The sequence below is a fragment of the Rheinheimera marina genome (assembly GCF_042654345.1).
Classification (GTDB): Bacteria; Pseudomonadota; Gammaproteobacteria; order Enterobacterales; family Alteromonadaceae; genus Pararheinheimera; species Pararheinheimera marina.
In genome coordinates, this window is record NZ_JBHSGB010000012.1 from 91,280 (window position 1) to 115,764 (window position 24,485).

A 24,485-nucleotide genomic window follows, 5' to 3' on the forward strand; every position below is an offset into this window, starting at 1 on the left:
GCCAGCTTAAAGCTGGCTTTTTTAGTGTCGAATCAATCAGGCCTTAGCAACAAACTCTTCACCCAGAGTGATGTCTGCTTTTAATGTACCTAACATATCAGCCATAGCTTTTTGCTCATAAGCGCTCAGAGCACCGATGGGCAGTAACTCTTCTACACCATTTTTACCCAGCACCAGCGGCTGAGCGAAGAAGCGGGCATGCTCGCCTGCGCCTTCTACATAAGCGTACTCAGTCACTTTTTCGCCTTGCAGGCCTTTGATCAGAGATACACAGAAACGAGCAGCTGCCTGCCCCATCGACAAAGTCGCCGATCCGCCACCAGCCTTGGCTTCAACCACTTCAGTACCGGCATTCTGAATGCGGTAAGTCAGTGAAGCAACTTCTTCATCTGTGAAGCTCACACCTTCTACCTGAGACAGCAGAGGCAGAATAGTGGTACCGCTGTGACCGCCAATAACCGGAACTATCAGTTCGGCTGGGTTCTTGCCTTTCAATTCAGCAATGAAAGTCTCAGCACGGATAACATCCAGAGTCGTTACACCGAACAGACGTTTTGGATCGTAAGTACCGGCTTTTTTGAATACTTCAGCCGCAATAGCAACAGTGGTATTGACTGGGTTTGTAATGATACCCACCAGTGCTTTCGGGCATTGAGCAACGATAGCTTCAGCCAGAGTTTTCACTACGCCAGCATTGATATTGAACAGGTCTGAACGGTCCATGCCAGGCTTACGTGGCATACCAGCAGGGATCATCACGACATCAGCACCAACCAGGGCTTTGTCCAAATCTTCTTTACCAAAACCTGTCACTTTCACCGCGGTAGGGATATGACTCAGATCCACAGCCACACCTGGAGTTACCGGGGCCAGATCGTACAACGCTAAATCAGTACCTGCGGGCAAGTTCAGCTTTAATAACAAAGACAACGCCTGACCAATACCACCGGCAGCACCTAATACGGCAACTTTCATGCTATTCTCCCAATTTACGGTTCAATGGAAACGCGCCAACACTACTAAAATGTGGCGCAAAATACAATGAAGCTACGCCTAAAGTCTGAGCATTTTAGTGGAATTTAGTGTAATTTAGCTGATGAATTCGCTGCCAACAGCAGTGCCCACGGAAAAACCGGGCCGACCAAGAAAATAAGAAACATGATTACAAAACAATCCAAGCAGGAAGCCTTGATTCAGGCCTTTAAATCTTTGTTAAAAGAAGAGCGTTTTGGCTCACAAAGTGACATTGTCGAAGCCTTAAAGGCGGAAGGCTTTGATAACATCAGTCAGTCCAAAGTATCCCGTATGCTTAGTAAATACGGGGCAGTACGCACCCGTAATGCCCGTCAGGAAATGGTGTATTGCCTGCCGCCCGAATTGGGGGTACCGACCACCAAAAGCCCGTTGCGGCAGTTGGTCTTAGACATTGAGCACAATGATGTGATGATCATCATCCGCACCAGCCCGGGTGCAGCACAATTGATCGCGAGGTTGTTGGACTCCGTAGGAAAAGCAGAAGGCGTGTTGGGCACCATCGCTGGCGATGACACCATTTTTATCGCCCCTACCAGCGTCAAAAATATCAATTACACCCTGACGAAAGTTACGGAGCTGTTCGAGAAAGTCTGAGGTCTCAGACTAACCCCATTTCTCAAGCATATTGAGTGAAGGCGCAAAAAACAGCGCGCCTTGCTCAATAGGACAATAATCCAACATCCGATCGTAACCGTTCTGCACACCAAAACGCTTATCCAGGTACTGCAACAGATCAGCAGGCTCTGCACTGCAACCCAGCGCAACCATTCCTTGCTGCTTGGCATCTGCACAAGGCATATTCTGCCAAAGTAGCTTCAATCGCTCGCCTTGAGGCTCCAGCGCCGCCCGTTCAGCCATTGAGTCAGCCTCGCGCTGAGCACTGGGTAATAATTGCCCGCTCGTTTTATAACGTCCCATCAGGGTTTGTTGTTGTTCACTGGTCAGCTGCTGCCAACGATGGAGCTCACAGTGCTGTTTCAGCAAAAGCAGGTAACTCCCGCCGTTAAAAGGATGACCAGTGGAATCCACCAAGGCTGCAACGCGTTTGGCGCGTCCACGAGGGTTGTCCGGCGTATCATAAAAGCCAGTCAGCTCCCGTCCGTCCAAATAGCGAAAACAAAACCATTGCTCGACCAGCTCAGCCTGTTGATTCAACAATTGCATCACTTGGGAAAGAGCGATGTAGAGCACATCAAAGCGATCGGCTCTTAGATGCACCAGCAAATCATAATGGAAGCTGGGTAACTCAGCTTCGGTCTCCCCCAACTCAGCCCATGACAGGTACTCCGGTGTCACACTCTGATTCAACCGTGGCCATAGTACGGGGCCAATGCCAATGACGCTGTTCAGCATCGCCTCGGAAAACTGTTCTGCCAACACATCAATTAGTGGCGTGAGCTTCCCCAGTTGTTGTTTAAGTTGCCGTTCCTTGCCTTCTAACCCATTAAACAGCAGAAAAACGCCATGTAAATTAGGTTCAGCGCAAATACCTGTTTGTTCCCTTGCCATAGCCACCAAATTGGATAGTGTTCAACCTGTTGATCATAACGAAAGCAGCTTACCGAAGCAGCAGATTTTCACAGAATGCAGAAATATCCGCTTTTTGGCTGCAGACTTTGTGAGATATATCTCACAAATTAGTAAGCCAAAGCGGCATTTTAAGCAGCCACTCACAAAGAAAAACAACATAACACATTGTTTTATATTGTTTTTGCATAAAAATCACCATGTTACAATTTTATAACAGGGCTTACAGTCGCTTCCGCAGCCCCCTTTTTAGTTCAGAAAAGACCATAATTACGTTGTCGCCGGATGCGATAACAAGGTCAGGAGACCAGCAAGGATTGATTCGATAGGATGTCGACGCAGGATGCAGAGGACGAACAGGGACTGTGCATGAAGCAGCAAGGAAGAATGGGACAGGTCAAGGATGAACAGCACCCTCTGGAGAGGGTACAGATGGAAAATGGATTTTGCTAGGAGCAGCTGGATGTTTCAGGATGAAACCAGGGATGATCCATCAGGGACGGTGATCGGTAGGAAGCCGATAAAAGTATTGGGGGCCGCGAAGTTCGCGGCCCATCTTATTTCTGGCGCTACATCTTTTCACTCCACGCCCACACGGCACCAGACCAGCGTACAAGCGCAAAGCGCTCTATAGCAGCTAAGGTCTGCATAAACCGACACTTCAATTAGAGTAATCAATCTAATTAATTACTGAAATATTTCGCTCACCGGCTTTTCCATCCCGAAGACAGCTGTTAGATTAACCATGTCCTGAACAAAAATAAGGCAATGTCGCACCAAAATAGCACATTGCTGTTGGCAACGACCAAAATAAAAAACCCCGGCAACTTTTGCTACCGGGGCTGTCTGATAAAAGACAAAGGACAAGGATAGACGATTTGGTGGTAAGGGTTCAGTGACTGAGTTCAGCAACAACCAATGGTGCTGCTGACTCGGTCACACGCTCCTGAGAAGCCCCACCGGCTCTCCCCAGGCTGCTTACTTTACTGTGGAAACAAACTCAGGGTAGGCTTCAATACCACACTCTGCGTGATCCACACCTTCATATTCTTCTTGCTCGCTGACACGAATACCCATCACCAGCTTCAGAACAAACCACACGATAAAGCTAGTCACGAAGACCCAGACAAAGATTGTCGCAGCACCTGCCAATTGACCTGCAAAGCTCGTGCCTTCTTTTGTCAGTGGCACCAATAACAGACCAAACAGACCTACAGTACCGTGTACAGAGATAGCACCTACCGGGTCATCAATTTTCAGCTTGTCCAACGCCAGAATAGAAGCAACCACTAACACACCTGCGATACCGCCGAAAATGGCTGACTGCAGTGCGGTTGGAGTGGAAGGTTCAGCCGTAATAGCAACCAGGCCAGCCAATGCACCATTCAGTGCCATGGTTAAGTCGGCCTTTTTGAACAAGAGTTTAGAGACAACAATCGCAGTGATAGTACCAGCAGCAGCAGCAGCGTTGGTGTTCAGGAAAACCATGGCCACTGAATTTGCATTCGAAATGTCGCCCAGCTTCAGCACAGAACCACCGTTAAAGCCGAACCAACCCAACCACAGGATCAGAGTACCTAACGCAGCCAGAGGCATGTTAGACCCCGGGAACGCGTGCGCTTTGCCGTCTTTGCCATACTTACCTTTACGGGCACCCAGTAACAGGACACCAGCTAACGCAGCTGCAGCACCAGCCAAGTGCACAATGCCTGAGCCAGCGAAATCAGAGAAACCTAAATCACCCAGCGAGTACAGACCGAATACAGACTGACCGCCCCAAGTCCAGGCACCTTCCATTGGATAAATCACACCTGTCATCACAACAGCAAAAGCCAGGAATGCCCACAGCTTCATGCGTTCAGCCACTGCACCTGACACGATAGACATCGCAGTTGCAACAAACACCACCTGGAAGAAGAAGTCAGACGCTTTAGAGTAGATAGCACCACCTTCAAAACCATCTTCACGGGCAGCAAACTCAGCCAGTGTCGCAGCAACATCCACTGAACCTACACCACTTAAAAAGAAACCACCTTCATACATCAGCTGGTAACCACAAACCAGATACATGGTACAAGCGACAGAATACAGCACGATGTTTTTCGTCAGAATTTCTGTTGTATTTTTTGCGCGTACCAGACCAGCTTCCAGCATAGAGAAGCCGGCCGCCATCCACATCACCAGAGCACCACATACCAGAAAGTAAAAGGTGTCCATTGCATACTGTAAGTGAAAAATTTGTTCTTGCATTACAATCCCCTTAGATGGCTTCTGAGTCCATTTCACCAGTGCGGATCCGCACTACCTGCTCCAGGTCGTAGACGAAAATTTTACCGTCACCGATCCGACCCGTATGTGCTGCTTTCTGGATCACTTCCAGCAGTCGCTCTACATTTTCGTCCAGCGTTGCAATTTCCAGTTTTACTTTTGGCAGAAAATCAACCTGGTATTCAGCACCGCGATACAGCTCGGTATGGCCTTTTTGCCGGCCAAATCCTTTCACTTCAGTCACAGTCAAACCTTCAATGCCGATATCCGCTATGGCTTCACGGACATCGTCAAGCTTGAATGGCTTGATGATGGCAGTTACGAGTTTCATGGTTATTATCCTTAGAGTGTCTTGTTGCATTGCTTCCAGTACAAGAAAGTGCTGTGCCAATATTTAAATGTGTTAAAAAACATACACATACGAAAGAATAAAAATTTTGTACAAAAAAAATGCACCTAATCGGTGCATTTCTTCACAAGCAAGGTGCGTTAAGCGGGCAAAAATTGCTGCCATTCCTGCAGCAAATGCAACAAATCTTCCAGGCCGCATTCGCAAAATAGCTGAGACTGATCTTCCGCCAGTTCGGGCTCTTCCAATCCTATGTCCAATCCCAGGCTATGGTGGCGAACTTGCACCTCTTTGCGTTCGACCAGCAGACTGTATTCCCTGCCCTGCCAGTGGTAGTCATCATAAGGCCCTAGCTGCGCCAATGCGGCTACAAGAGGCTGATAGGCTGCGGCTCGCTGAGCAAACTCATCCAGCAGAAACTGCTGCAAGGCTAAATGCTCATTGCCCAGCCGCAGCACGTAACGCCGGGACTGGCTGTTGTAACGCCGGTCAAACTGAGCAAACTGCTGCTCAACTTCCACCTCATCCAAGGCAAGAAAATCGTATTCCATCCAGAGCTCTACCCAGGTTCTCTACAATCAAAAATAGCAAAGCCCGCCGAAGCGGGCTTTGTTTACTCAAAAGGCTAGTTACACAGCTTGCTGGATGATGACATCTTTCGCTTTGCTGGTGTACTGACTCATCTGATGGAAGTTCAGGTAACGGTAGGTATCCGCAGCCGTCGTTTCGATTTGCTTGGCGAATTCCAGGTACTCCTCCACTGAAGGCAGACGACCCGTAACCGAAGCCACTGCCGCCAGTTCAGCCGATGCCAGGTACACATTTGCCCCCTGACCTAAACGGTTCGGGAAGTTACGAGTTGAGGTCGAAACCACAGTGGTGTTGTCGCCAACTCGCGCCTGGTTACCCATACACAGCGAACAACCCGGGATCTCGATACGGGCACCGACACGGCCGTAAATACCGTAGTAACCTTCTTCGGTCAGTTGGTCTTTATCCATCTTGGTTGGCGGAGCAATCCACAGACGGGTTGGGATTTGACCTTTGAATTTATCCAGCAGTTTACCGGCAGCGCGGAAGTGACCGATGTTAGTCATACACGAACCGATAAAGACTTCGTCAATCTTGTCACCAGCCACAGAAGACAGCAGACGGGCATCATCCGGATCGTTCGGCGCACACAAAATTGGTTCTTTCACGTCGGCCAGATCAATTTCGATAATGGCAGCGTATTCTGCGTCGGCGTCAGCACGTTCCAGTTTCGGATTGGCTAACCAGGCTTCCATACCCTGGATACGACGCTCGATAGTGCGAACATCACCATAACCTTCGCTGATCATCCACTTCAGCATCACAATGTTGGACTCCAGGTACTCACGTACTGAATCTTCTGACAGGGTGATAGTACAGCCAGCAGCAGAACGCTCGGCTGAAGCGTCTGACAATTCGAATGCCTGCTCAGCAGTTAAGTGTTCCAGACCTTCAATCTCCAGTACGCGACCAGAGAAAATGTTCACTTTGCCTTTTTTCTCTACGGTCAACAGGCCTTGCTGAATGGCGTAGTAAGGAATAGCGTGCACTAAATCGCGCAGTGTGATACCTGGCTGCATTTCCCCTTTGAAGCGCACCAGTACAGACTCAGGCATATCCAATGGCATCACACCAGTAGCAGCAGCAAAGGCCACCAGACCAGAACCTGCAGGGAAAGAAATACCCAGCGGGAAACGGGTATGCGAGTCACCACCAGTACCCACTGTGTCTGGTAACAACATGCGGTTCAGCCAGCTGTGGATGACGCCGTCCCCCGGACGCAGCGAAATACCACCGCGGTTCATAATGAAATCTGGCAGTGTGTGGTGCGTGTTGACGTCCACTGGTTTTGGATAGGCGGCCGTGTGGCAGAAAGACTGCATCACTAAATCTGCAGAGAAGCCCAAACAGGCCAGGTCTTTTAATTCATCACGGGTCATAGGACCTGTGGTGTCCTGAGAACCCACTGTGGTCATTTTTGGTTCACAGTACTGGCCAGGACGAACACCTGTCACGCCACAGGCTTTACCAACCAGTTTCTGCGCCAGGGTGTAACCTTTGCCAGAATCAGCGGCGTCAACCGGACGCTGGAATACGTCAGAGTGGCTCAGGCCTAAAGCTTCACGTGCTTTGTCTGTTAAACCACGGCCGATGATTAACGGAATACGGCCACCGGCGCGCACTTCGTCCAACAGTACGTTGGAACGCAGTTCAAAGGTAGAAATCACTTCGTCGGTGCCGTGACGCTTCACCACACCCTGATGTGGGAAAATATCAATCACGTCGCCCATGTTCATGCTGCCCACATCCAGTTCGATAGGCAGAGAACCGGAGTCTTCCATGGTGTTGAAGAAGATAGGTGCAATTTTTCCACCTAAACAAACACCACCAGTGCGTTTGTTTGGCACGAATGGAATGTCGTCGCCCATAAACCACAGCACAGAGTTGGTCGCAGACTTACGGCTGGAACCAGTCCCCACGACATCGCCCACGTAGGCTAATGGGAAACCTTTTTTTTGCAGCGCTTCAATTTGTTTCACCGGGCCGATAGAGCCTGCTTGATCCGGTTCAATACCGTCACGGCTGTTTTTCAGCATGGCTAAGGCGTGCAGAGGAATATCCGGACGTGACCAGGCATCTGGTGCCGGAGACAGATCGTCGGTGTTGGTTTCGCCAGTCACTTTAAAGACGGTCACAGTGATTTTTTCTGGAATAGCAGGTTTGCTGAGGAACCACTCGGCGTCAGCCCAGCTTTGCAGCACAGCTTTGGCGTGCGCGTTGCCTTTGTCCGCTTTTGCTTTGACATCATGGAACGAATCAAACATCAGCAGGGTGTGCGATAAACCTTTCCCGGCGATAGCGCCCAGCTTGCTGTCATCCAGCAGATCAATCATGGGCTGAATGTTGTATCCACCAAACATGGTGCCCAGCAGCTCAGTGGCACGCTCGGTAGTCACTAATGGGCTTTTTACTTCGCCCTTAGCAACAGCACTTAAAAAACCAGCTTTTACATAAGCGGCTTCATCAACACCAGGTGGAATACGGTTTTCTAACAGATCAACCAGAAATGCTTCTTCACCTGCTGGTGGGTTTTTCAGTAATTCAACTAAATCGGCAACTTGTTGTGCAGTCAGCGGCTTTGGAGGAATGCCCTGGGTCGCGCGCTCGGCGACATGTTCACGGTATTGTTGTAACACAGTAATGTCCTCAGGTTAGGTCGCCGCAACGCTGCTGCAGCGAGGGAAAGGAAGCAATAAAAACAGCTGGATTATAAGAAAAAACCCACTGAATTGACATCAGAGTATAAGCAGTCAGGCTTATAGTCACTATAAATACGATGAATGACCACCCCAGTTGAGAATTATTCTCAAAAATAGTGGTAGAGATTGATTGAATTCATAAAAATTAAGGGCCGCTACTGCGGCCCTTCACGTCAAATCAGCATTCAATTACCAAATCTTCACCCGGTTTTCCGGCGCGATATACATCTTATCGGTTGGCTTCACATCAAAGGCTGTATAGAACTGTGGCAAGTTCGACAGAATGCCATTCACACGGTAGTGCGGCGGTGAATGCGGGTCTGTTGCAATCATTTGCTGCATGGCGGCATCCCGGTACTTGGAACGCCAGACCTGAGCCCAGCTCAGTAATACCCGTTGCTCTCCGGTGTAGCCGTCCAGCACTGGAGCTTGCTGACCATTCAGTGACAGCTCATAAGCTTTTAACGCCACCGTCAGACCACCTAAGTCACCAATGTTTTCACCCAGCGTCAGGTCGCCATTCACAAAATGGCCAGCCACAGGTTCAAACTTGCTGTACTGTGCACTTAACGCCTGAGTCAGCGCCTTGAAGCGGCTTTCGTCTTCAGACGTCCACCAGTTCCGCAAGTTACCGTCGCCATCAAACTTGGCACCCTGGTCGTCAAAACCATGGCCAATTTCATGGCCAATCACAGCACCAATACCACCGTAGTTCACTGCATCTTCAGCAGCCATATTGAAAAATGGCGGTTGCAGAATAGCGGCAGGGAACACAATTTCATTGTTGACCGGGTTGTAGTAGGCATTGACCGTCTGAGGGGTCATAAACCACTCATCTTTATCAATCGGCTTGCCCAGTTTGGCCAGCATCTCGTCGTAGCCCCAGTGATTGGAGCGTACCGTATTGCCCACTAAATCATCGGCTTTAATCTCTAAAGCGCTGTAGTCTTTCCATTTATTTGGATAACCAATTTTTGGCGTAAAGGTGGCCAGTTTCGCCAGTGCAGCCTTCTTGGTGTCTTCTGACATCCAAGTCAGCTCTTTAATCGAGGCTTCATAGGCTTTAATCAGATTGGCCACCAGCTGTTCCATGCGGGCTTTGGCTTCTGGTTTGAAATGACGCTCGACATAAAGCTTGCCGGTCAGTTCACCCAACACAGAATCGGATGACGCCACCGCACGCTTCCAGCGCGGCTTCTGCTCTGTGGTCCCGCTCAGCACTGTGCCGTAAAACTGGAATTGACGATCGGAGACTGCTTTATTCAGTTTGTCAGCAAAACTGTTGACCGTGTGGAACCTCAGGTAATCCTGCCAGCTTGCGGTGTCTGTATCGGCGATCACTTTGCTCAACGCAGCAAAATAACTTGGCTGGCCAATAATGATTTCATTCACTGAGGCCAGTTTGGCACCGGCGGCAAATTCTGCCCACGAGAAATCACCCAACATAGTGCTGAGCTCAGCCGCTGTCACTTTGTTGTACGTCTTCTCTGCGTCACGGTTTTGCACGCGAGTCCATTGCAGTTCAGCCAGTTGTTTTTCCAATGCATAAACACGTTGAGCGGCTGCGGCTGGATCCGGGTGTTTCGCCAGGGTCATCAAATCTTGCAAGTAGGTCTGATACTCAGACTGAATCTTTTTCGAGTGTTCGTCGTCTTTCAGGTAGTAATCACGGTCAGGCAGACCTAAGCCGCTTTGATCGGCATAAACGGCATACTGACTGGAGTTTTTCGCGTCATTGTTGACGTACCAGCTCAGCGGAATGCTGACGCCATCTCGTTGCAGCGAGGCAAACACAGAAGCCAGCTGCTTTTTATCTTTCAGTGACTGGATCAGTTCCAGCTGAGGTTGCAATGGGGTTAAGCCCAGCTCTTCCAGCTTGGCTTCATTCATATAGCTGTTGTAGTAACTGCCAAGCTTCTGTTCATCTGAACCTGGCGCCAGATCCGTGCGGCTGGATACTTCTTCAATAATAGTTTTCACTGCCAGCTGAGAGTTGTCAGCCAGTACATGGAAAGAACCGTACGAGGCCTTATCAGCTGGGATCTCGGTCTTATTCAGCCAGCCGCCATTAATAGCCAGGAAGAAATCATCTTGCAGGCGTACAGCGCTGTCGAAGTTTTCTTTATCGACGCCAGAGACCAATGCAGCTGCAGGTGCAGCTGCCTGTTCGGTTTTTGCAGTGACGTTTTCCGTGGTTTGCGGTGCTTTGCCACAAGCGACCAAGCCTAAGGCCAGTGCCACACTGGCAGCAGTCAGAGTTATTTTTTTCATTTTGGTCCTGTCAGAAGATCGGATGGGAAGATAGCGCCCTTATGGTACGCCTGTTGAAAGCACAATGTGAACAGAAGTTGTAACAGAATATAAATACCCCCAACATGCACACGGCTTGGTTGAAGCTGAATGCCATAAAGCTAGGCGTAAGAAAGCAAAAAGGCCGCAAGGCGGCCTTTTTTAATCAGCAAGAAAAATTACTTTTTCTTCGCTTTTGGATTTGGCAGGTCAGTGATTGAACCTTCGTACACTTCGGCCGCTAAACCAATAGATTCATTCAGCGTTGGGTGAGCGTGGATGGTCAGTGCGATATCTTCCGCATCAGCACCCATTTCAACCGCTAAACAGATTTCACCCAGCATTTCACCGGCGTTGATACCGACAATAGCACCACCCAGAATACGGTGCGTTTCTTTATCGAAAATCAGTTTAGTGAAGCCTTCAGTGCGGGCTGACGCGATAGCACGGCCAGAAGCCGCCCATGGGAATACCGCTGTTTCTATTGCAACACCTTTTTCTTTGGCTTCTTTTTCAGTGATACCAACCCAGGCCATTTCAGGATCTGTGTATGCCACTGAAGGAATGCAACGTGGGTCGAAGAAGTGTTTCATACCAGAGATCACTTCAGCAGCCACATGGCCTTCGTGCACCGCTTTGTGCGCCAGCATTGGCTGACCAATCACGTCACCGATAGCGAAAATGTGTGGCACGTTAGTACGCAGTTGTTTATCCACATTGATAAAACCACGCTCATCGACGTTCACACCGGCTTTGGCTGCGTCCAGCAGTGAACCGTTAGGACGACGACCTACTGCCACCAGGATTTTGTCGTAACGTACTGGCGACGCTGGTGCGTTTTTGCCTTCGAAGGTGACATACAGACCGTCAGCTTTAGCTTCTACAGCCGTCACTTTGGTCGACAGCATCAGGGTGAAGTTGTCTTTGTTGTATTTGGTGTAGGCTTTGACGATATCTGCGTCAGCGGCAGGAACCAGTTGATCAGCAAACTCAACCACAGACACTTTAGAACCCAGAGCACGGTACACAGTACCCATCTCCAGACCGATAATACCGCCGCCTAAGACCAGCATTTCGCCTGGAATATCTTTTAATTCCAGCGCGCCAGTTGAATCGATGACACGTGGGTCATCTTTAGGAATAAAAGGCAGCGCAACAGGCTCAGAACCTGCAGCGATAATGGCGCTGTCGAATGTAATAGTGGTGTCACCCACTTGTAGGGTGTTGGCACCGGTGAATTTACCGTAACCGTTGACCACTTTCACTTTACGCATTTTCGCCATGCCAGACAGACCGTTGGTCAGTTGACCTACTACTTTGTCTTTCCAGGCACGGATTTTATCCAGATCGATTTGTGGAGCGCCGAAAGTTACGCCGTGTGATGCCATTTCTTTGGCATCGTCAATCACTTTAGCGACGTGCAGCAGAGCCTTTGATGGGATACAACCAACGTTTAAACACACACCACCTAAAGTGCTGCGCGCTTCCACCAACGTCACGTCCAGACCTAAGTCGGCGGCACGGAATGCAGCTGAATAACCACCAGGGCCTGCGCCCAGAACGACGACTTGCGTTTTGATTTCGTTGCTCATGGATTTACCTTTTATCTCTGTTCAGATAACTGCCTGATTTCTCTCAGACAGGCGAAAAATGAAGTGGGCGAAATTTTAACATCGCCCATGTAAGAAGTCCCGTAACTTTTCAGCCTACGGGACATCTTTTGCCTTACATAATGATTTGGCGGATATCGCTTAAATAAGACGCCAGCGTTGCAGTGAAACGGGCGGCCAGCGCACCGTCAATCACCCTGTGGTCATAAGACACTGACAGCGGCACCATCAGGCGAGGCTCAAACTCTTTGCCGTTCCATTTTGGTTTGATGTCCGACTTGGACACGCCCAAAATAGCCACTTCCGGCGCATTGACTATTGGCGTGAACGCCGTACCGCCAATACCACCCAGGCTGGAAATGGTAAAGGTTCCACCCTGCATATCTGCAGAGGTCAGTTTCCCTTCACGCGCTTTGCCGGAAATTTCCTGCAGCTCGCGTGACAGCTCGATAATGCCTTTTTTGTTCACATCGCGAACCACAGGTACCACCAGGCCATTTGGCGTATCAACCGCAATACCTAAATGCACATACTGCTTCAGGATCAGGCTGCCACCGTCTTCAGACAGTGAGCTGTTGAAGGTTGGGAATTCTTCCAGCGCCTTGGCCACGGCTTTCATCACAAACACCAACGGGGTGTATTTCACGCCCAGTTTTTTCTTGTCAGCCAGTGCGTTCTGCTCTTTGCGGAAGTCTTCCAGTTCAGTGATATCCGCTTCATCAAACTGCGTGACGTGTGGAATGCGCACCCAGTTACGGTGCAGGTTCGCGCCAGATAATTTCTGAATACGCGACAGTGGCTTCTCTTCCACCGGGCCAAATTTGGCAAAGTCGACTTTTGGCCATGGGATCAGGTCAAAGCCAACGCTGTTACCAGAACCAGTGACCGACCCCTGACCAGAGGTCACTTGCTTGATGATGTTCTTCACGTAGTTTTGCACGTCTTCGCGCACAATACGGCCTTTGCGGGCTGAACCAGCCACTTTGGACAGGTCCACGCCAAACTCACGAGCCAGACGACGCACCACAGGCGATGCATGGGCATAGGCGCTGTTTTCAACAAAACCTGTGCTGGCAGCAACTGGGGCAGCCGTTGCAGCTGGTGCCGCTGTTGGTGCTGGCGCAGCAGCCACTGGAGCAGCTGGGGTTTGAGCGGACACTGGCGCAGGTGCGGCCGCAGCAGCTGGTGCTGCACCTGCCACTTCAAAGCGCATGATCAGCGTACCGGTTTGCACCTTGTCGCCTTTATTGACGATGATTTCTTTCACCACACCAGCAAAAGGTGCAGGAACTTCCATCGAAGCTTTATCGCCTTCGACAGACAGCAATGATTGATCTGCAGTGACACTGTCACCCACTTTCACCATAATTTCGGTGACTTCTACCGCATCGCCACCTATATCCGGTACTGCGACGTCTTGCACTGCGGCAGCTGCTGGCGCGGCCGCAGCTGGCGCCGGGGCTGTAACAGCTTCAGCTACTGGTGCAGCAACAGGAGCCGCCGCTGCTGAACCTTCAGCTTCGAACAGCATAATCAGGCTACCGGTTTTCACCTTGTCGCCCGCTTTGACTTTAATTTCTTTGACGGTACCGGCCTGAATGGCGGGTACTTCCATCGACGCTTTGTCGCCTTCCACCGACAGCAGCGACTGGTCAACTGCGACTTTATCGCCCACTTTGACCAGCACTTCGGTGACTTCTACTTCATCCGCACCAATGTCCGGTACATGAATTTCAATCGTCATGTCCAATCCTCTTATGCGTACAGCGGGTTAGTTTTGTTGGTATCAATCCCAAAACGGGCGATGGCGTCTTGCACCAGCTGCTTGTCTACTGCACCTTGTTTGGCCAGTTCATGCAGCGCCGCCAGTACCACATAACCAGCGTTTACCTCAAAATGGCGACGCAGGTTTTCACGGCTGTCAGAACGGCCGTAACCGTCGGTACCCAGTACTTTGTAAGAGACTGAAGGTACAAAAGCACGCACCTGGTCGGCGTAGTTTTTAATGTAGTCGGTGGCGGCAATCACCGGCTCTTTACCTAACACCTGAGCGATGTATGGTACTTTTTCCTGTTCCAGTGGGTGCAGCATGTTAAAGCGCTCACAGTCCTGACCATCACGCGCCAGCTCGTTGAATGAGGTCACAGAGAACACATCAGAGCCAACGCCATAGTCTTCACTCAGAATTTCAGCCGCTTTGCGCACTTCATTCAGAATGGTGCCGCTCCCCATTAACTGTACTTTAGCTTTGTCACCGGCATGGCTTTCCAGCTTGTACAGACCACGACGGATCCCTTCTTCAGCACCTTGTGGCATGGCCGGGTGGTGATAGTTTTCGTTCATCACAGTGATGTAGTAGTAGATATTTTCCTGGTCCTCGCCATACATACGACGGATACCGTCCTGCATGATCACCGCCAGCTCATAGGCATAAGTCGGGTCATAAGAAATGCAGTTCGGTACTGTACCGGCCAGAATGTGGCTGTGACCGTCTTCGTGTTGTAAACCTTCACCGTTCAGTGTGGTACGGCCCGCTGTCGCCCCTAACAGGAAACCACGGGCTTGTTGGTCACCGGCCAGCCAGGCCATATCGCCCACACGCTGGAATCCGAACATTGAGTAGTAAATGTAGAACGGGATCATCGGCAGATCGTTGGTGCTGTACGAGGTTGCCGCCGCCACCCAGGACGCCATGGCACCCAGCTCGTTAATACCTTCCTGCAGTACCTGACCAGAGGTTTCTTCTTTGTAGTAAGACACCACAGCGCGGTCTTCCGGCGTGTAGGTCTGGCCACGTGGGTTGTAGATACCAATCTGACGGAACAGACCTTCCATACCAAAAGTACGGGCTTCATCGGCAATAATTGGCACAATGCGCTGACCGATATTGGCATCTTTCAGCAACACGTTCAGACCACGCACAAAAGCCATTGTGGTCGAAATTTCACGTTTCTGCTCTTCCAGCAGAGGTTCAAAGGCATTCAGCTCTGGCAGCGTCAGGGTTTCGCTGAACTGCGGCAGACGCACTGGTGTGTAACCATTTAAGGCGTTACGACGGGCGTGCAGATACTGGTGCTCAGGTGAACCTTCAGGCAATTGGATGTATGGCAGTGAAGCCACATCCTCTTCACTGATATAGTCTTCCAGACCCAGGCGCTTGCGAATTTGCAGCACGTGCGTCATGTCCATCTTCTTCACCTGGTGCGCGATGTTTTTGCCTTCAGCAGCCTCACCCATGCCGTAACCTTTGATGGTTTTGGCCAGGATCACCGTTGGACGGCCTTTGCATTCCTGCGCGGCTTTAAAGGCGGCAAACAGCTTGGATGGTTCATGACCACCACGTTTTAATGCAAAAATTTCTTCATCCGTCATGTCTGCGACCAGAGCCGCAGTTTCCGGATAACGACCGAAGAAGTGCTGACGAACATAAGCACCGTCTTTGGCTTTGTACGTCTGGTAGTCACCGTCGACAGTTTCGTTCATCAACTGCAGCAGTTTACCTGTGGTGTCTTTGGCCAACAGCTTGTCCCAGCCACTGCCCCATACCACTTTAATGACGTTCCAGCCGGCGCCACGGAACAGACCTTCCAGTTCCTGGATGATCTTGCCGTTGCCCATCACCGGGCCATCCAGACGTTGCAGGTTACAGTTCACCAGGAAACACAGGTTGTCCAGTTTTTCACGGGCTGCGAACGACAGCGAACCACGGCTTTCCGGTTCATCCATTTCACCGTCACCAAGGAAGGCATACACCCGTTGATCGGTGGTGTCTTTTAAACCACGGCCGTCCAGGTACTTCAGGAAACGAGCCTGATAAATCGAGGTGATTGGGCCTAAACCCATAGAAACGGTCGGGAACTGCCAGAACTCCGGCATTAATTTCGGATGCGGGTAAGAGGATAAACCTTCTCCACCTACTTCCTGACGGAAGTTATCCAGCTGGTCTGCAGTTAAACGGCCTTCCACAAAAGCACGGGCGTAGATACCCGGTGAAATGTGACCTTGGTAATACACCAGGTCACCACCGTCTTTTTCGTTTGGCGCGCGGAAGAAATGGTTAAAACAGGTTTCATAAAAGGCAGCGGACGACTGGTAAGACGCCATATGGCCACCTAAATCCAGTTCTTTTTTCGAGGCACGCAGCACGATCATGATGGCGTTCCAGCGGATCACTGAACGGATTTTACGTTCCAGGTTCACATCGCCAGGGTACGCAGGTTCCTGCTGAGGTGGAATGGTATTGATGTAGTTAGTGGTCACGCCGGTTGGCATGTCCACGCCTTCTAATCTGGCTTGCTCCAGTACTTGTTCCAACAGGAATTGGGCGCGTTCCACGCCTTCTGTACGGACAACGGATTCCAGCGCTTCCAGCCACTCTTGGGTTTCCAGCGCGTCGACGTCAATGGTAGTGACTTCAGACATAGTCAGTTTCCTTTTTGGATGGACTGCCAAAGCAGACCATCAACCAGTTAAAAAATTCCTCAGCCCGTCAGTTCTGTTGCGACCGACGAAGCGAGCGTTCAATGCGTGAGCGCTCCCGGTCAGCTTCCAGCAAAGCCTCTTCGATAAAGGCCAAATGGCTGTTGCTGGCTTGCCGGGCTTGCTCCGGCTCGCCATTGATCACTGCGTGCATCAGCGTATGCCGATGCGCGTTCAGCTGGCTCACTACACCTTCCTTGGGACGCAGGACTTCAAGGTTTAACTTGATGTTCTGCTCCACCAGCGGCGTTAAGCCGCGCACCAAATGCAGAAGCACCACATTGTGGGATGCTTCTGCGACTGCCGAATAGAACTGGCCTACGGCCCGGGCTTCGGCATCTAAATCCTGTTGCTGCTGGGCAGCGCAGATCTGCTCGTAGCATTGGGTAATTTGAGCAAAATCAGCAGCAGTGCCACGCAACGCCGCGTAATAAGCGCAAATACCTTCCAACGCATGACGAAACTCCAGCAAGTCGAACTGAGATTCCGGATGGCGGCCAATCAGCGCGAACAACGGGTCTGTTAAACCAACCGCCAGGTTGTCACAGACATAAGTACCGCCCCCTTGGCGACGATTGACCAGCCCTTTTGCTTCCAGTTTTTGAATGGCTTCGCGCAGCGAAGGACGGGAGACATCAAACTGTTCAGCCAATTCGCGTTCTGGTGGCAGCTTTTGTCCGGGCGAAAAAATTCCCTCCAGCAGCATCTGCTCGAGTTGACCTACTATCTGATCGGATAACTTGGCCGGTTTTATTTTTAAGCTGGACATGAAACTCTGTCTGCTGCCTTGTCAGGTTATGCTGCTTTTTATCAGCTTATTGTAAATTGGTCAGACCAATTTATTAAATTGCGGCTTAACTTAACAGAAACTGCATGGACTGTAAATTAAAGCGCCCTATTCTGCGACTTTCCGGCGACAAATAATTAGAGCAATCACTCAAATTCAAGCGAGCAATTTTTCACCAATGGAATTGGTCTGACCAATAGTCTTAGGGCTGTTATAAAAATAAAGGCCGGTATGATACCGGCCTTGTGCAGATGGCAAAGAAAACTGTGCTTAGCGGACCCAGCCTGACAGCGTCAACACAGCAACCAAGGCTAGGAAAAACAACACATTACGCTTGGACAACTGCACCATACATGCGGTCTCTTCGCTGCAGTTATAACTGTCTTCCGGCAATGGTTCAGCAGCCTTCGCGACCGTCGTAATCACGGTACTTGCCGGTGCATGGGTATTGGCAAAGAAACCAATCAGCGCTGCAGACGCGCGGGAGAAATGCCCAACCAGAGCTAAACCCAGGCCAAAAATCCGGGCTGGTAACCAATCGGCCCAAAACATCAGCCGCTGCAGAGGTTGCAGATCGTCCAGCCATTGGCTCGCCGGCGCCGCGTTTGATTCAGCGTCAGGATCCACCTCAGCCTGTTGTGCCTGATAGGTCTCAGTGCCTTCTTCCACAGCAACCAGCTCTGTTTCCGTCACTGCAGTTTCAGCGTCAGCCTGCCACAACACAGGCTCAGACAGTTGGCGGAGTAGCGCGTAGGTCAAAGCCCCGGCACCACCGAATAACGCAAACCAAAACAACACCGCAGCATAGTAACGGAAGTTCAGCCAGACCAGACGCTGGCCATAACTCAATTCCTGCTCAGTCAGGCCTGCATCTTTAGAGATTTGCTGCATCGTTAAAAATGCGGCTTCATTATCGCCACGCTCAGTCGCATTCAAATAATGCTTGTACTGCTGGCGGTAGTGCCAACAGCCGATACACACCAGCAATACGAGGGTATTCAGCACCAGCGACACCAAGCCGCTGTCGATCAGCCACAGCAGCAGTGCATAGAGCAGCCCAGGCAATACTAACCACAGATACTGGCCTTGTGGGTGCGAAGCCAAACGCGCAATAGCACTGGTCCGGCTGAAGCTCAGGTATTTACGGGCATAGGGCCAGAATTGCCAGGCATCACTGCGCACGGCCAGACGTTCCACTATCAGGGCTATCAGCATACTGATCAGCGTCATACATTGTTCTCCTTTACAGCGTGCAGGTAACGTTCCCAGTCAAAACTGGGGCCTGGGTCTGTCTTGCGTCCAGGCGCAATCTGCTGATGACCCACAATACGTTCAGCAGTAATTGCAGGATAAAAGCGACAGAGTAAGGCGGTAACCTGAATCAAACTTTGGTATTGGGCCTCGGTGTAAGGCTCTTGTTCGGTGCCTTCCAACTCTATACCTATCGAATAGTCATTACAGTTTTCATGTCCTTGAAATTCGGACTGGCCTGCATGCCAGGCTCTTTTGTTAAAAGGCACGTACTGATGCACGCTGCCGTCACGAAAAATCACCAGATGCGCCGACACTCGCACGCCTTGCAGACTGCGAAAACTGGGGTCTGCATCGCAGTCCAGCTGCCCCATAAAGAGATCGTGAATATAAGGGGTCGCAAATTCACCAGCGGGCAAACTGATGCAGTGGATCACCAGTAAACTGACCACAGTGCCTTGTGGTCTGTCGTTATAATGCGGGCTTTGGTACTGCACCATCTGAACCGCGGACATCTGCCTTTTCCCATTGCACGCTATTGGTTAAGCTATGTCTTTATTGTCAACGCGAAAGGAAATGAATGCAAGCACATGAAGGGACAACAAAAATCAGCAGGCTCTTTAGCTGGATTAGCTGGTTATTGCTGCTTGGGCTGCTGTATTGGTTCTTCGCCGACTATATTTCGTTACAAATAAATCCCAACCCCAGGCTGCAAAGTCAGGTCGGCCAGTCAGGGGAAATCATCACCATCCTCAAACGCAATCCGTCAGGTCACTATGTAGGCACTGCCTTGTTTAACGGAGTTGAAGCCCAATTTATGCTGGATACCGGGGCAACCACAGTGGCGGTGTCAGAACAGGCTGCAGCAAAGCTGGGTATGTCCAAAGGCCGAGCTTATCCCATCAGTACAGCCAATGGCATCAGCACGGCCTATGACAGCCGGTTGGCCACATTGCAGCTCGGCGACATTCAGTTGAAGGATATTCGCGCCAGTATCAGCCCAGGCCTGGCAGGTACAGATATTTTGTTAGGCATGAGTGCGCTGAAACAATTAGAATTCAGCCAACAGGGAGACGAACTCCGTCTTATACAGCGTCATTAACACCAACCATTGGTGCAACACCGGACACTTCTATGATGTTATTTGCAGTACCTTATGCCGATCAATTGAAGCTGGAGATCCAGCGTTCCGTCGCTGCCGCCTTAGCCGAAGATTTAGGTCATCTGGATCAACACAGCGGCGATATTACCGCCTCGCTGATCCCTGTGGAACAACAAGCAGTGGCCACTATTATCTGCCGTGAAGATTGCATTCTGGCTGGCGCAGCCTGGTTGAATGAAGTCTTTGCCCAGCTCTCGTCGGACATTCAGGTGCGCTGGTTTGCCCAAGATGGCGATCACCTCACCGCCAACACAGTGCTCTGTGAACTTACAGGGTCAGCCCGGGTGCTGCTAACTGGTGAGCGCACCGCATTAAATTTTGTGCAGACACTGAGTGGCACGGCCACCACAACGGCGCTTTATGTCGCACACCTCGAAGGCAGCCATACCAGACTGCTTGATACCCGCAAAACCTTGCCTGGCCTGCGGTTGGCGCAGAAGTATGCCGTTGCATGCGGTGGCGGTAAAAACCACAGGTTAGGCTTGTTTGACGCATTTCTGATAAAAGAAAACCATATCGCCGCTGCAGGTTCTATTCGAAACGCGGTGGAAAAAGCCCGACAAAACTTCCCTGGTAAAGCCGTGGAAGTGGAAGTGGAAGATCTGATTGAATTTGACCAGGCACTGCAAGCCGGTGCTGACATCATCATGCTGGATAACCTGCATGTGGCCGACATTCAACAAGCGGTCAGTTTGAATAAAGGTCAAGCCAAACTGGAAGTGTCTGGCAATATCACGGCAGAGGCACTGCGGGCTCTGGCTGCCACTGGGGTGGATTATATTTCCAGCGGCGCTTTGACCAAACACGTTCAGGCCATCGACCTCTCCATGCGGCTGCGCTCACTTTAAGTGCGATGCAGGGCAGCCTGTCCCGCCCTGCATCTAAATCTGGCTCAGCACTCTGTATCGGAAATCGCAGCAACCCAGTCTAATTTGTTGTTTTTTAAGTTATTAAGCAAAAGCTGAATCTCAGACTTGCGGAATAACAAATATTTACCACACTTAGACTGTTCCTCAGTGGACAGGACTTTCAGGAGAAGTTTCATGAATAGAAATCAAGGCTTTACCCTTATTGAATTGATGATTGTTGTTGCCATTATTGGTATTTTGGCTGCAATAGCTTTACCTGCTTATCAGGACTACACAGCACGTGCCCGCGGTTCCAACGCAGTTGCTTCATTGGGGGGGCAGAAAATTAAAGTTGCAGAGGCTTTTGCTACAACCGGAACTCTGGCTTGTAATGACTCTGCTGGCAATGCCATTCCGGATTGTGCTGACGCTGGCGTGTTATCGTTGGAGTATGACGGTATTACCGCCACCTTAACCCCGACAGCGCCGGCCAATCCAGGTGAAAGCATTACCTGGGCTTGTGTCCTCAGTGGTGATGGTGCAGTACCTATTCAAGGTTGTACCGCAGGTTAATTGCTCTCATTGAAAACGGCCCGACAGGGCCGTTTTTATCTTATTTGTCAGCTTCCCACTTTGGTCCGGTAGCATGGCTCTGAACACACACTCAGTACTAGTGAAGCGTTTGCAACAATCACAGCTGCTGGACTTACAGCAGCTGCAGAAACTGTTGCAGGAAAAAGCGCATCAGTACCAAAGTCTGGCTGAGTTATTGGTGCAGGAAAAACTCATCAGTGCCAGGGTGCTGGCTGAAGCTGCAGCTGCGTACACCTTACACAGCAGCCTGGACCTGGACTTTTTTGACGTCTCCGCCATTCCGGAAAGCATCCGCAATGAAAAACTGATCCGCAAACACCAAATCCTGCCGCTGGCACGGCGTCATAAAACCTTGTTTCTGGCGGTCGCGGATCCCACGGATATGGCGCCAGTAGAAGATTTTGAATTCAATACGGGTCTGAATGCAGAACTGGTCGTTGTGGAGTTTGATAAGCTGCATAAAGCCATTGAACAGCTGTTTGAAACCACCAGCACTGACAGCTTTTCCAATACCGAATGGGATTTAGCCAAACTCGGGCTGACAGGCCCTGAAGACGAAGAGAACAAAACGGTTGGCAGTGACAGTGAAGACCAACCCATTATCAGCTTTATCAACAAGATGCTGCACGACGCTGTGCGTAAAGGCGCTTCAGACCTGCATTTTGAACCCTACGAAAAAATCTACCGCATCCGCTTTCGTATTGACGGCATTCTGCATGAAGTGGCGTCGCCGCCTGCGGCGCTTTCAACCCGGCTCTCCGCCCGGCTGAAAGTGATGTCCAGGCTCGACATCGCTGAAAAACGCATACCGCAGGATGGCCGCATCAAACTGAAACTGTCGCAGAAGAAGTCGATTGATTTTCGGGTCAGCACCTTACCGACCTTGTGGGGCGAAAAAATCGTGATGCGGATCCTCGACTCTGACAGTGCCATGCTGGGCATCGATGTTTTGGGGTATGAACCTGAACAAAAACAATTGTATTTGCAAGCATTGGAACAGCCGCAAGGCATGATCCTGGTCACGGGTCCCACAGGATCGGGCAAAACGGTGTCACTTTATACCGGCCTCAACATTCTCAATACCGAGCAAACCAATATTTCTACCGCAGAAGATCCGGTGGAAATTAATTTGCCGGGTATTAACCAAGTGCAGGTCAACCCTAAAGCCGGTTTAACTTTTCCTTCGGCGTTAAAGGCCTTTCTGCGTCAGGATCCTGATGTGATTATGGTCGGTGAAATCCGCGACCTGGAAACCGCTGAAATAGCCATTAAGGCGGCGCAAACCGGTCACCTGGTCCTAAGCACGCTGCATACCAACTCGGCGCCTGAAACCCTGACCCGTCTGCTGAATATGGGCGTGCCCGCTTACAACGTGGCGAGCTCAGTGTCGCTGATTATTGCTCAGCGGCTGGCCCGGCGTTTGTGCCCACACTGCAAAGCCGCAGAACACCTGCCTGAGAATGAGGCGCTGAAACAAGGCTTTGAACCCGGTCAACTGGCAGAGCTGAAGCTGTTTAAAGCTGTAGGCTGTGATTATTGCACCGGCGGTTACAAAGGCCGGGTCGGCATTTACGAAGTGATGCCAATCAGCAGCGAAATAGCTGAACAGATTATGCAAGGCGCCAATTCGTTGGATATAGCGCAACTGGCCAGGCAACAGGGCTTTGCCAGTCTGCGCCAAAGTGCGTTAAAAAAAGCCGCTAACGGGCTCACCAGCCTGGCCGAAGTAAACCGGGTGACCAATCTCTGACTGAGGCGCTGACATATGGCACAAAGCAAACTAAAGGAGCTGGACAGTTTCAATTGGAAAGGTCTGAATCGCCGCGGCCAGAAAATCAGTGGCGAACTGAAGGCCGGCTCTGTGGCTGAAGCCCGCCAACAACTGCTGCGTCAGGGTATTAACCCGACAGCAGTGAAGAAAAAAGCCAAGCCCATTATGATTGGCCAGCCGAAAGTCGGCTCGGCGGATATCGCGGTCGTTACCCGGCAAATAGCCACTATGCTGGGCGCTGGTGTGCCTTTGGTGCAAAGCCTGGATTTAATTGCCAACGGCGCCAGCAATGAAACCTTACGCCAACTGATGCTGAAGATTTCTTCCAAGGTGCAGGGCGGCACCCCCTTGTCGGAAGTACTGCGCGAGCATAAAGACTACTTCGATGAACTGTTCTGTGACCTGGTGAAATCAGGTGAACAGTCCGGTGCCTTGGACCGCATTTTTGACCGGATAGCGCTGTATAAAGAGAAAGCTGAAGCCCTGAAATCCAAAATTAAAAAAGCGATGTTCTACCCGATAGCCGTCGTCGTGGTGGCAGTGATAGTTACGTCCATTTTATTGATTTTTGTGGTGCCTCAGTTTGCCCAGATTTTTGGCAGTATGGGTGCCGAGTTGCCCGCCTTTACGCTCTTTGTGCTCGGCATTTCAGAGTGGATGCAGGCTTACTGGTACGTTGCTTTGGCTGTAGTGATGGCGCTAATCTGGGCTTATGGCAAAGCCTACAAAACCAACCATCAGTTTAAAGTAGCAGCGGACCATGGCATGCTGAAACTACCTGTCATCGGGGGCATCTTAAATAAAGCGGCGGTCGCCCGTTATGCCCGTACCCTGTCCACCACCTTTGCCGCTGGCGTCCCGTTGATTGAAGCACTGGAATCAGCAGCAGGCGCATCCGGCAATGAAAAATACCGCGCTGCGATACTCACGGTGCGGGAAGAAGTGGCAGCCGGTAATCAGATGAATATGGCGATGAAAACCACCCAGGCTTTTCCTGAAATGCTGAACCAGATGGTCGCCATTGGTGAAGAATCCGGCGCCTTAGACAGCATGCTGGCCAAAGTGGCGACGATTTATGAACAAGAAGTGGATGATGCCGTCGATGGCCTGACTTCCTTGCTGGAGCCCTTGATTATGGCGGTGTTAGGTGTCTTAATAGGCGGCCTTATCGTGGCAATGTACCTTCCGATTTTCCAACTGGGCAGTATTGTGTAATGGATTTTTT

19 protein-coding genes are annotated in these 24,485 nt (G+C 50.7%); 6 read left to right on the forward strand and 13 right to left on the reverse strand.

Annotated elements, in window-relative coordinates:
- Positions 1 to 36 precede the first annotated feature (36 nt).
- Entirely contained in the window at positions 37 to 975 is a 939-nt protein-coding gene (mdh, locus tag ACFO3I_RS13720) for a malate dehydrogenase (protein ID WP_377334800.1), read from the reverse strand.
- A 183-nt stretch (positions 976 to 1,158) separates the two neighbouring features.
- Between mdh and argR the strand changes: the two genes are divergently transcribed.
- Entirely contained in the window at positions 1,159 to 1,629 is a 471-nt protein-coding gene (gene argR, locus ACFO3I_RS13725) for a transcriptional regulator ArgR (protein ID WP_377334802.1), read from the forward strand.
- A 9-nt stretch (positions 1,630 to 1,638) separates the two neighbouring features.
- Here argR and ACFO3I_RS13730 read toward each other — a convergent pair whose 3' ends face one another.
- The 12 genes from ACFO3I_RS13730 to ampD all read right to left on the reverse strand — a co-directional run bounded on the left by ACFO3I_RS13730 (position 1,639) and on the right by ampD (position 19,400).
- Entirely contained in the window at positions 1,639 to 2,544 is a 906-nt protein-coding gene (locus tag ACFO3I_RS13730; RefSeq protein ID WP_377334804.1) for a Dyp-type peroxidase, read from the reverse strand.
- 996 nt (positions 2,545 to 3,540) lie between these two features.
- A complete protein-coding gene (locus ACFO3I_RS13735; RefSeq protein WP_377334806.1) occupies positions 3,541 to 4,812 on the reverse strand; it encodes an ammonium transporter in 1,272 nt (423 codons plus the stop codon).
- Between the two features lie 10 nt (positions 4,813 to 4,822).
- Complete coding sequence (glnK, locus tag ACFO3I_RS13740) at positions 4,823 to 5,161, reverse strand: P-II family nitrogen regulator (protein ID WP_337843135.1); 339 nt, start codon at positions 5,159 to 5,161, stop codon at positions 4,823 to 4,825.
- A gap of 158 nt (positions 5,162 to 5,319) precedes the next feature.
- Positions 5,320 to 5,730 (reverse strand): YacL family protein, encoded by a 411-nt coding sequence (locus ACFO3I_RS13745; RefSeq protein ID WP_377334808.1) that lies wholly within the window; start codon positions 5,728 to 5,730, stop codon positions 5,320 to 5,322.
- 78 nt (positions 5,731 to 5,808) lie between these two features.
- A complete protein-coding gene (gene acnB, locus ACFO3I_RS13750) occupies positions 5,809 to 8,406 on the reverse strand; it encodes a bifunctional aconitate hydratase 2/2-methylisocitrate dehydratase (protein WP_377334810.1) in 2,598 nt (865 codons plus the stop codon).
- A gap of 252 nt (positions 8,407 to 8,658) precedes the next feature.
- Positions 8,659 to 10,740, reverse strand: coding sequence for a M13 family metallopeptidase (locus ACFO3I_RS13755; protein ID WP_377334812.1), 2,082 nt, complete (start codon positions 10,738 to 10,740; stop codon positions 8,659 to 8,661).
- Positions 10,741 to 10,937: 197 nt separating this feature from the next.
- On the reverse strand, positions 10,938 to 12,350 hold the full coding sequence (gene lpdA, locus ACFO3I_RS13760; RefSeq protein WP_377334814.1) for a dihydrolipoyl dehydrogenase: 1,413 nt from the start codon (positions 12,348 to 12,350) through the stop codon (positions 10,938 to 10,940).
- Between the two features lie 133 nt (positions 12,351 to 12,483).
- Positions 12,484 to 14,112: a pyruvate dehydrogenase complex dihydrolipoyllysine-residue acetyltransferase gene (gene aceF / locus ACFO3I_RS13765; RefSeq protein ID WP_377334816.1), complete on the reverse strand. Its 1,629-nt coding sequence runs from the start codon at positions 14,110 to 14,112 to the stop codon at positions 12,484 to 12,486.
- 11 nt (positions 14,113 to 14,123) lie between these two features.
- Complete coding sequence (aceE, locus tag ACFO3I_RS13770; RefSeq protein ID WP_377334818.1) at positions 14,124 to 16,790, reverse strand: pyruvate dehydrogenase (acetyl-transferring), homodimeric type; 2,667 nt, start codon at positions 16,788 to 16,790, stop codon at positions 14,124 to 14,126.
- A gap of 67 nt (positions 16,791 to 16,857) precedes the next feature.
- The gene (pdhR, locus tag ACFO3I_RS13775; protein WP_377334820.1) at positions 16,858 to 17,616 is read right to left on the reverse strand and encodes a pyruvate dehydrogenase complex transcriptional repressor PdhR; all 759 of its coding nucleotides are present in this window, start codon (positions 17,614 to 17,616) and stop codon (positions 16,858 to 16,860) included.
- A gap of 288 nt (positions 17,617 to 17,904) precedes the next feature.
- Entirely contained in the window at positions 17,905 to 18,864 is a 960-nt protein-coding gene (gene ampE, locus ACFO3I_RS13780) for a beta-lactamase regulator AmpE (RefSeq protein ID WP_377334822.1), read from the reverse strand.
- Complete coding sequence (ampD, locus tag ACFO3I_RS13785; protein WP_377334824.1) at positions 18,861 to 19,400, reverse strand: 1,6-anhydro-N-acetylmuramyl-L-alanine amidase AmpD; 540 nt, start codon at positions 19,398 to 19,400, stop codon at positions 18,861 to 18,863. The genes ampE and ampD overlap by 4 nt, the downstream gene beginning before the upstream one ends.
- A gap of 65 nt (positions 19,401 to 19,465) precedes the next feature.
- Between ampD and ACFO3I_RS13790 the strand changes: the two genes are divergently transcribed.
- From ACFO3I_RS13790 to ACFO3I_RS13810, 5 genes are all read left to right on the forward strand, one after another.
- The gene (locus tag ACFO3I_RS13790; protein WP_377334826.1) at positions 19,466 to 19,987 is read left to right on the forward strand and encodes a retropepsin-like aspartic protease family protein; all 522 of its coding nucleotides are present in this window, start codon (positions 19,466 to 19,468) and stop codon (positions 19,985 to 19,987) included.
- A 32-nt stretch (positions 19,988 to 20,019) separates the two neighbouring features.
- Positions 20,020 to 20,895 carry a carboxylating nicotinate-nucleotide diphosphorylase gene (gene nadC, locus ACFO3I_RS13795; protein WP_377334828.1) on the forward strand — a complete coding sequence of 292 codons (876 nt, stop codon included), beginning with the start codon at positions 20,020 to 20,022 and terminating at the stop codon, positions 20,893 to 20,895.
- Positions 20,896 to 21,090: 195 nt separating this feature from the next.
- Positions 21,091 to 21,468 carry a pilin gene (locus ACFO3I_RS13800; RefSeq protein WP_377334830.1) on the forward strand — a complete coding sequence of 126 codons (378 nt, stop codon included), beginning with the start codon at positions 21,091 to 21,093 and terminating at the stop codon, positions 21,466 to 21,468.
- Between the two features lie 73 nt (positions 21,469 to 21,541).
- Positions 21,542 to 23,239 (forward strand): type IV-A pilus assembly ATPase PilB, encoded by a 1,698-nt coding sequence (pilB, locus tag ACFO3I_RS13805; RefSeq protein ID WP_377334832.1) that lies wholly within the window; start codon positions 21,542 to 21,544, stop codon positions 23,237 to 23,239.
- A 15-nt stretch (positions 23,240 to 23,254) separates the two neighbouring features.
- Positions 23,255 to 24,475 (forward strand): type II secretion system F family protein, encoded by a 1,221-nt coding sequence (locus tag ACFO3I_RS13810; RefSeq protein ID WP_377334834.1) that lies wholly within the window; start codon positions 23,255 to 23,257, stop codon positions 24,473 to 24,475.
- Positions 24,476 to 24,485 lie beyond the last annotated feature (10 nt).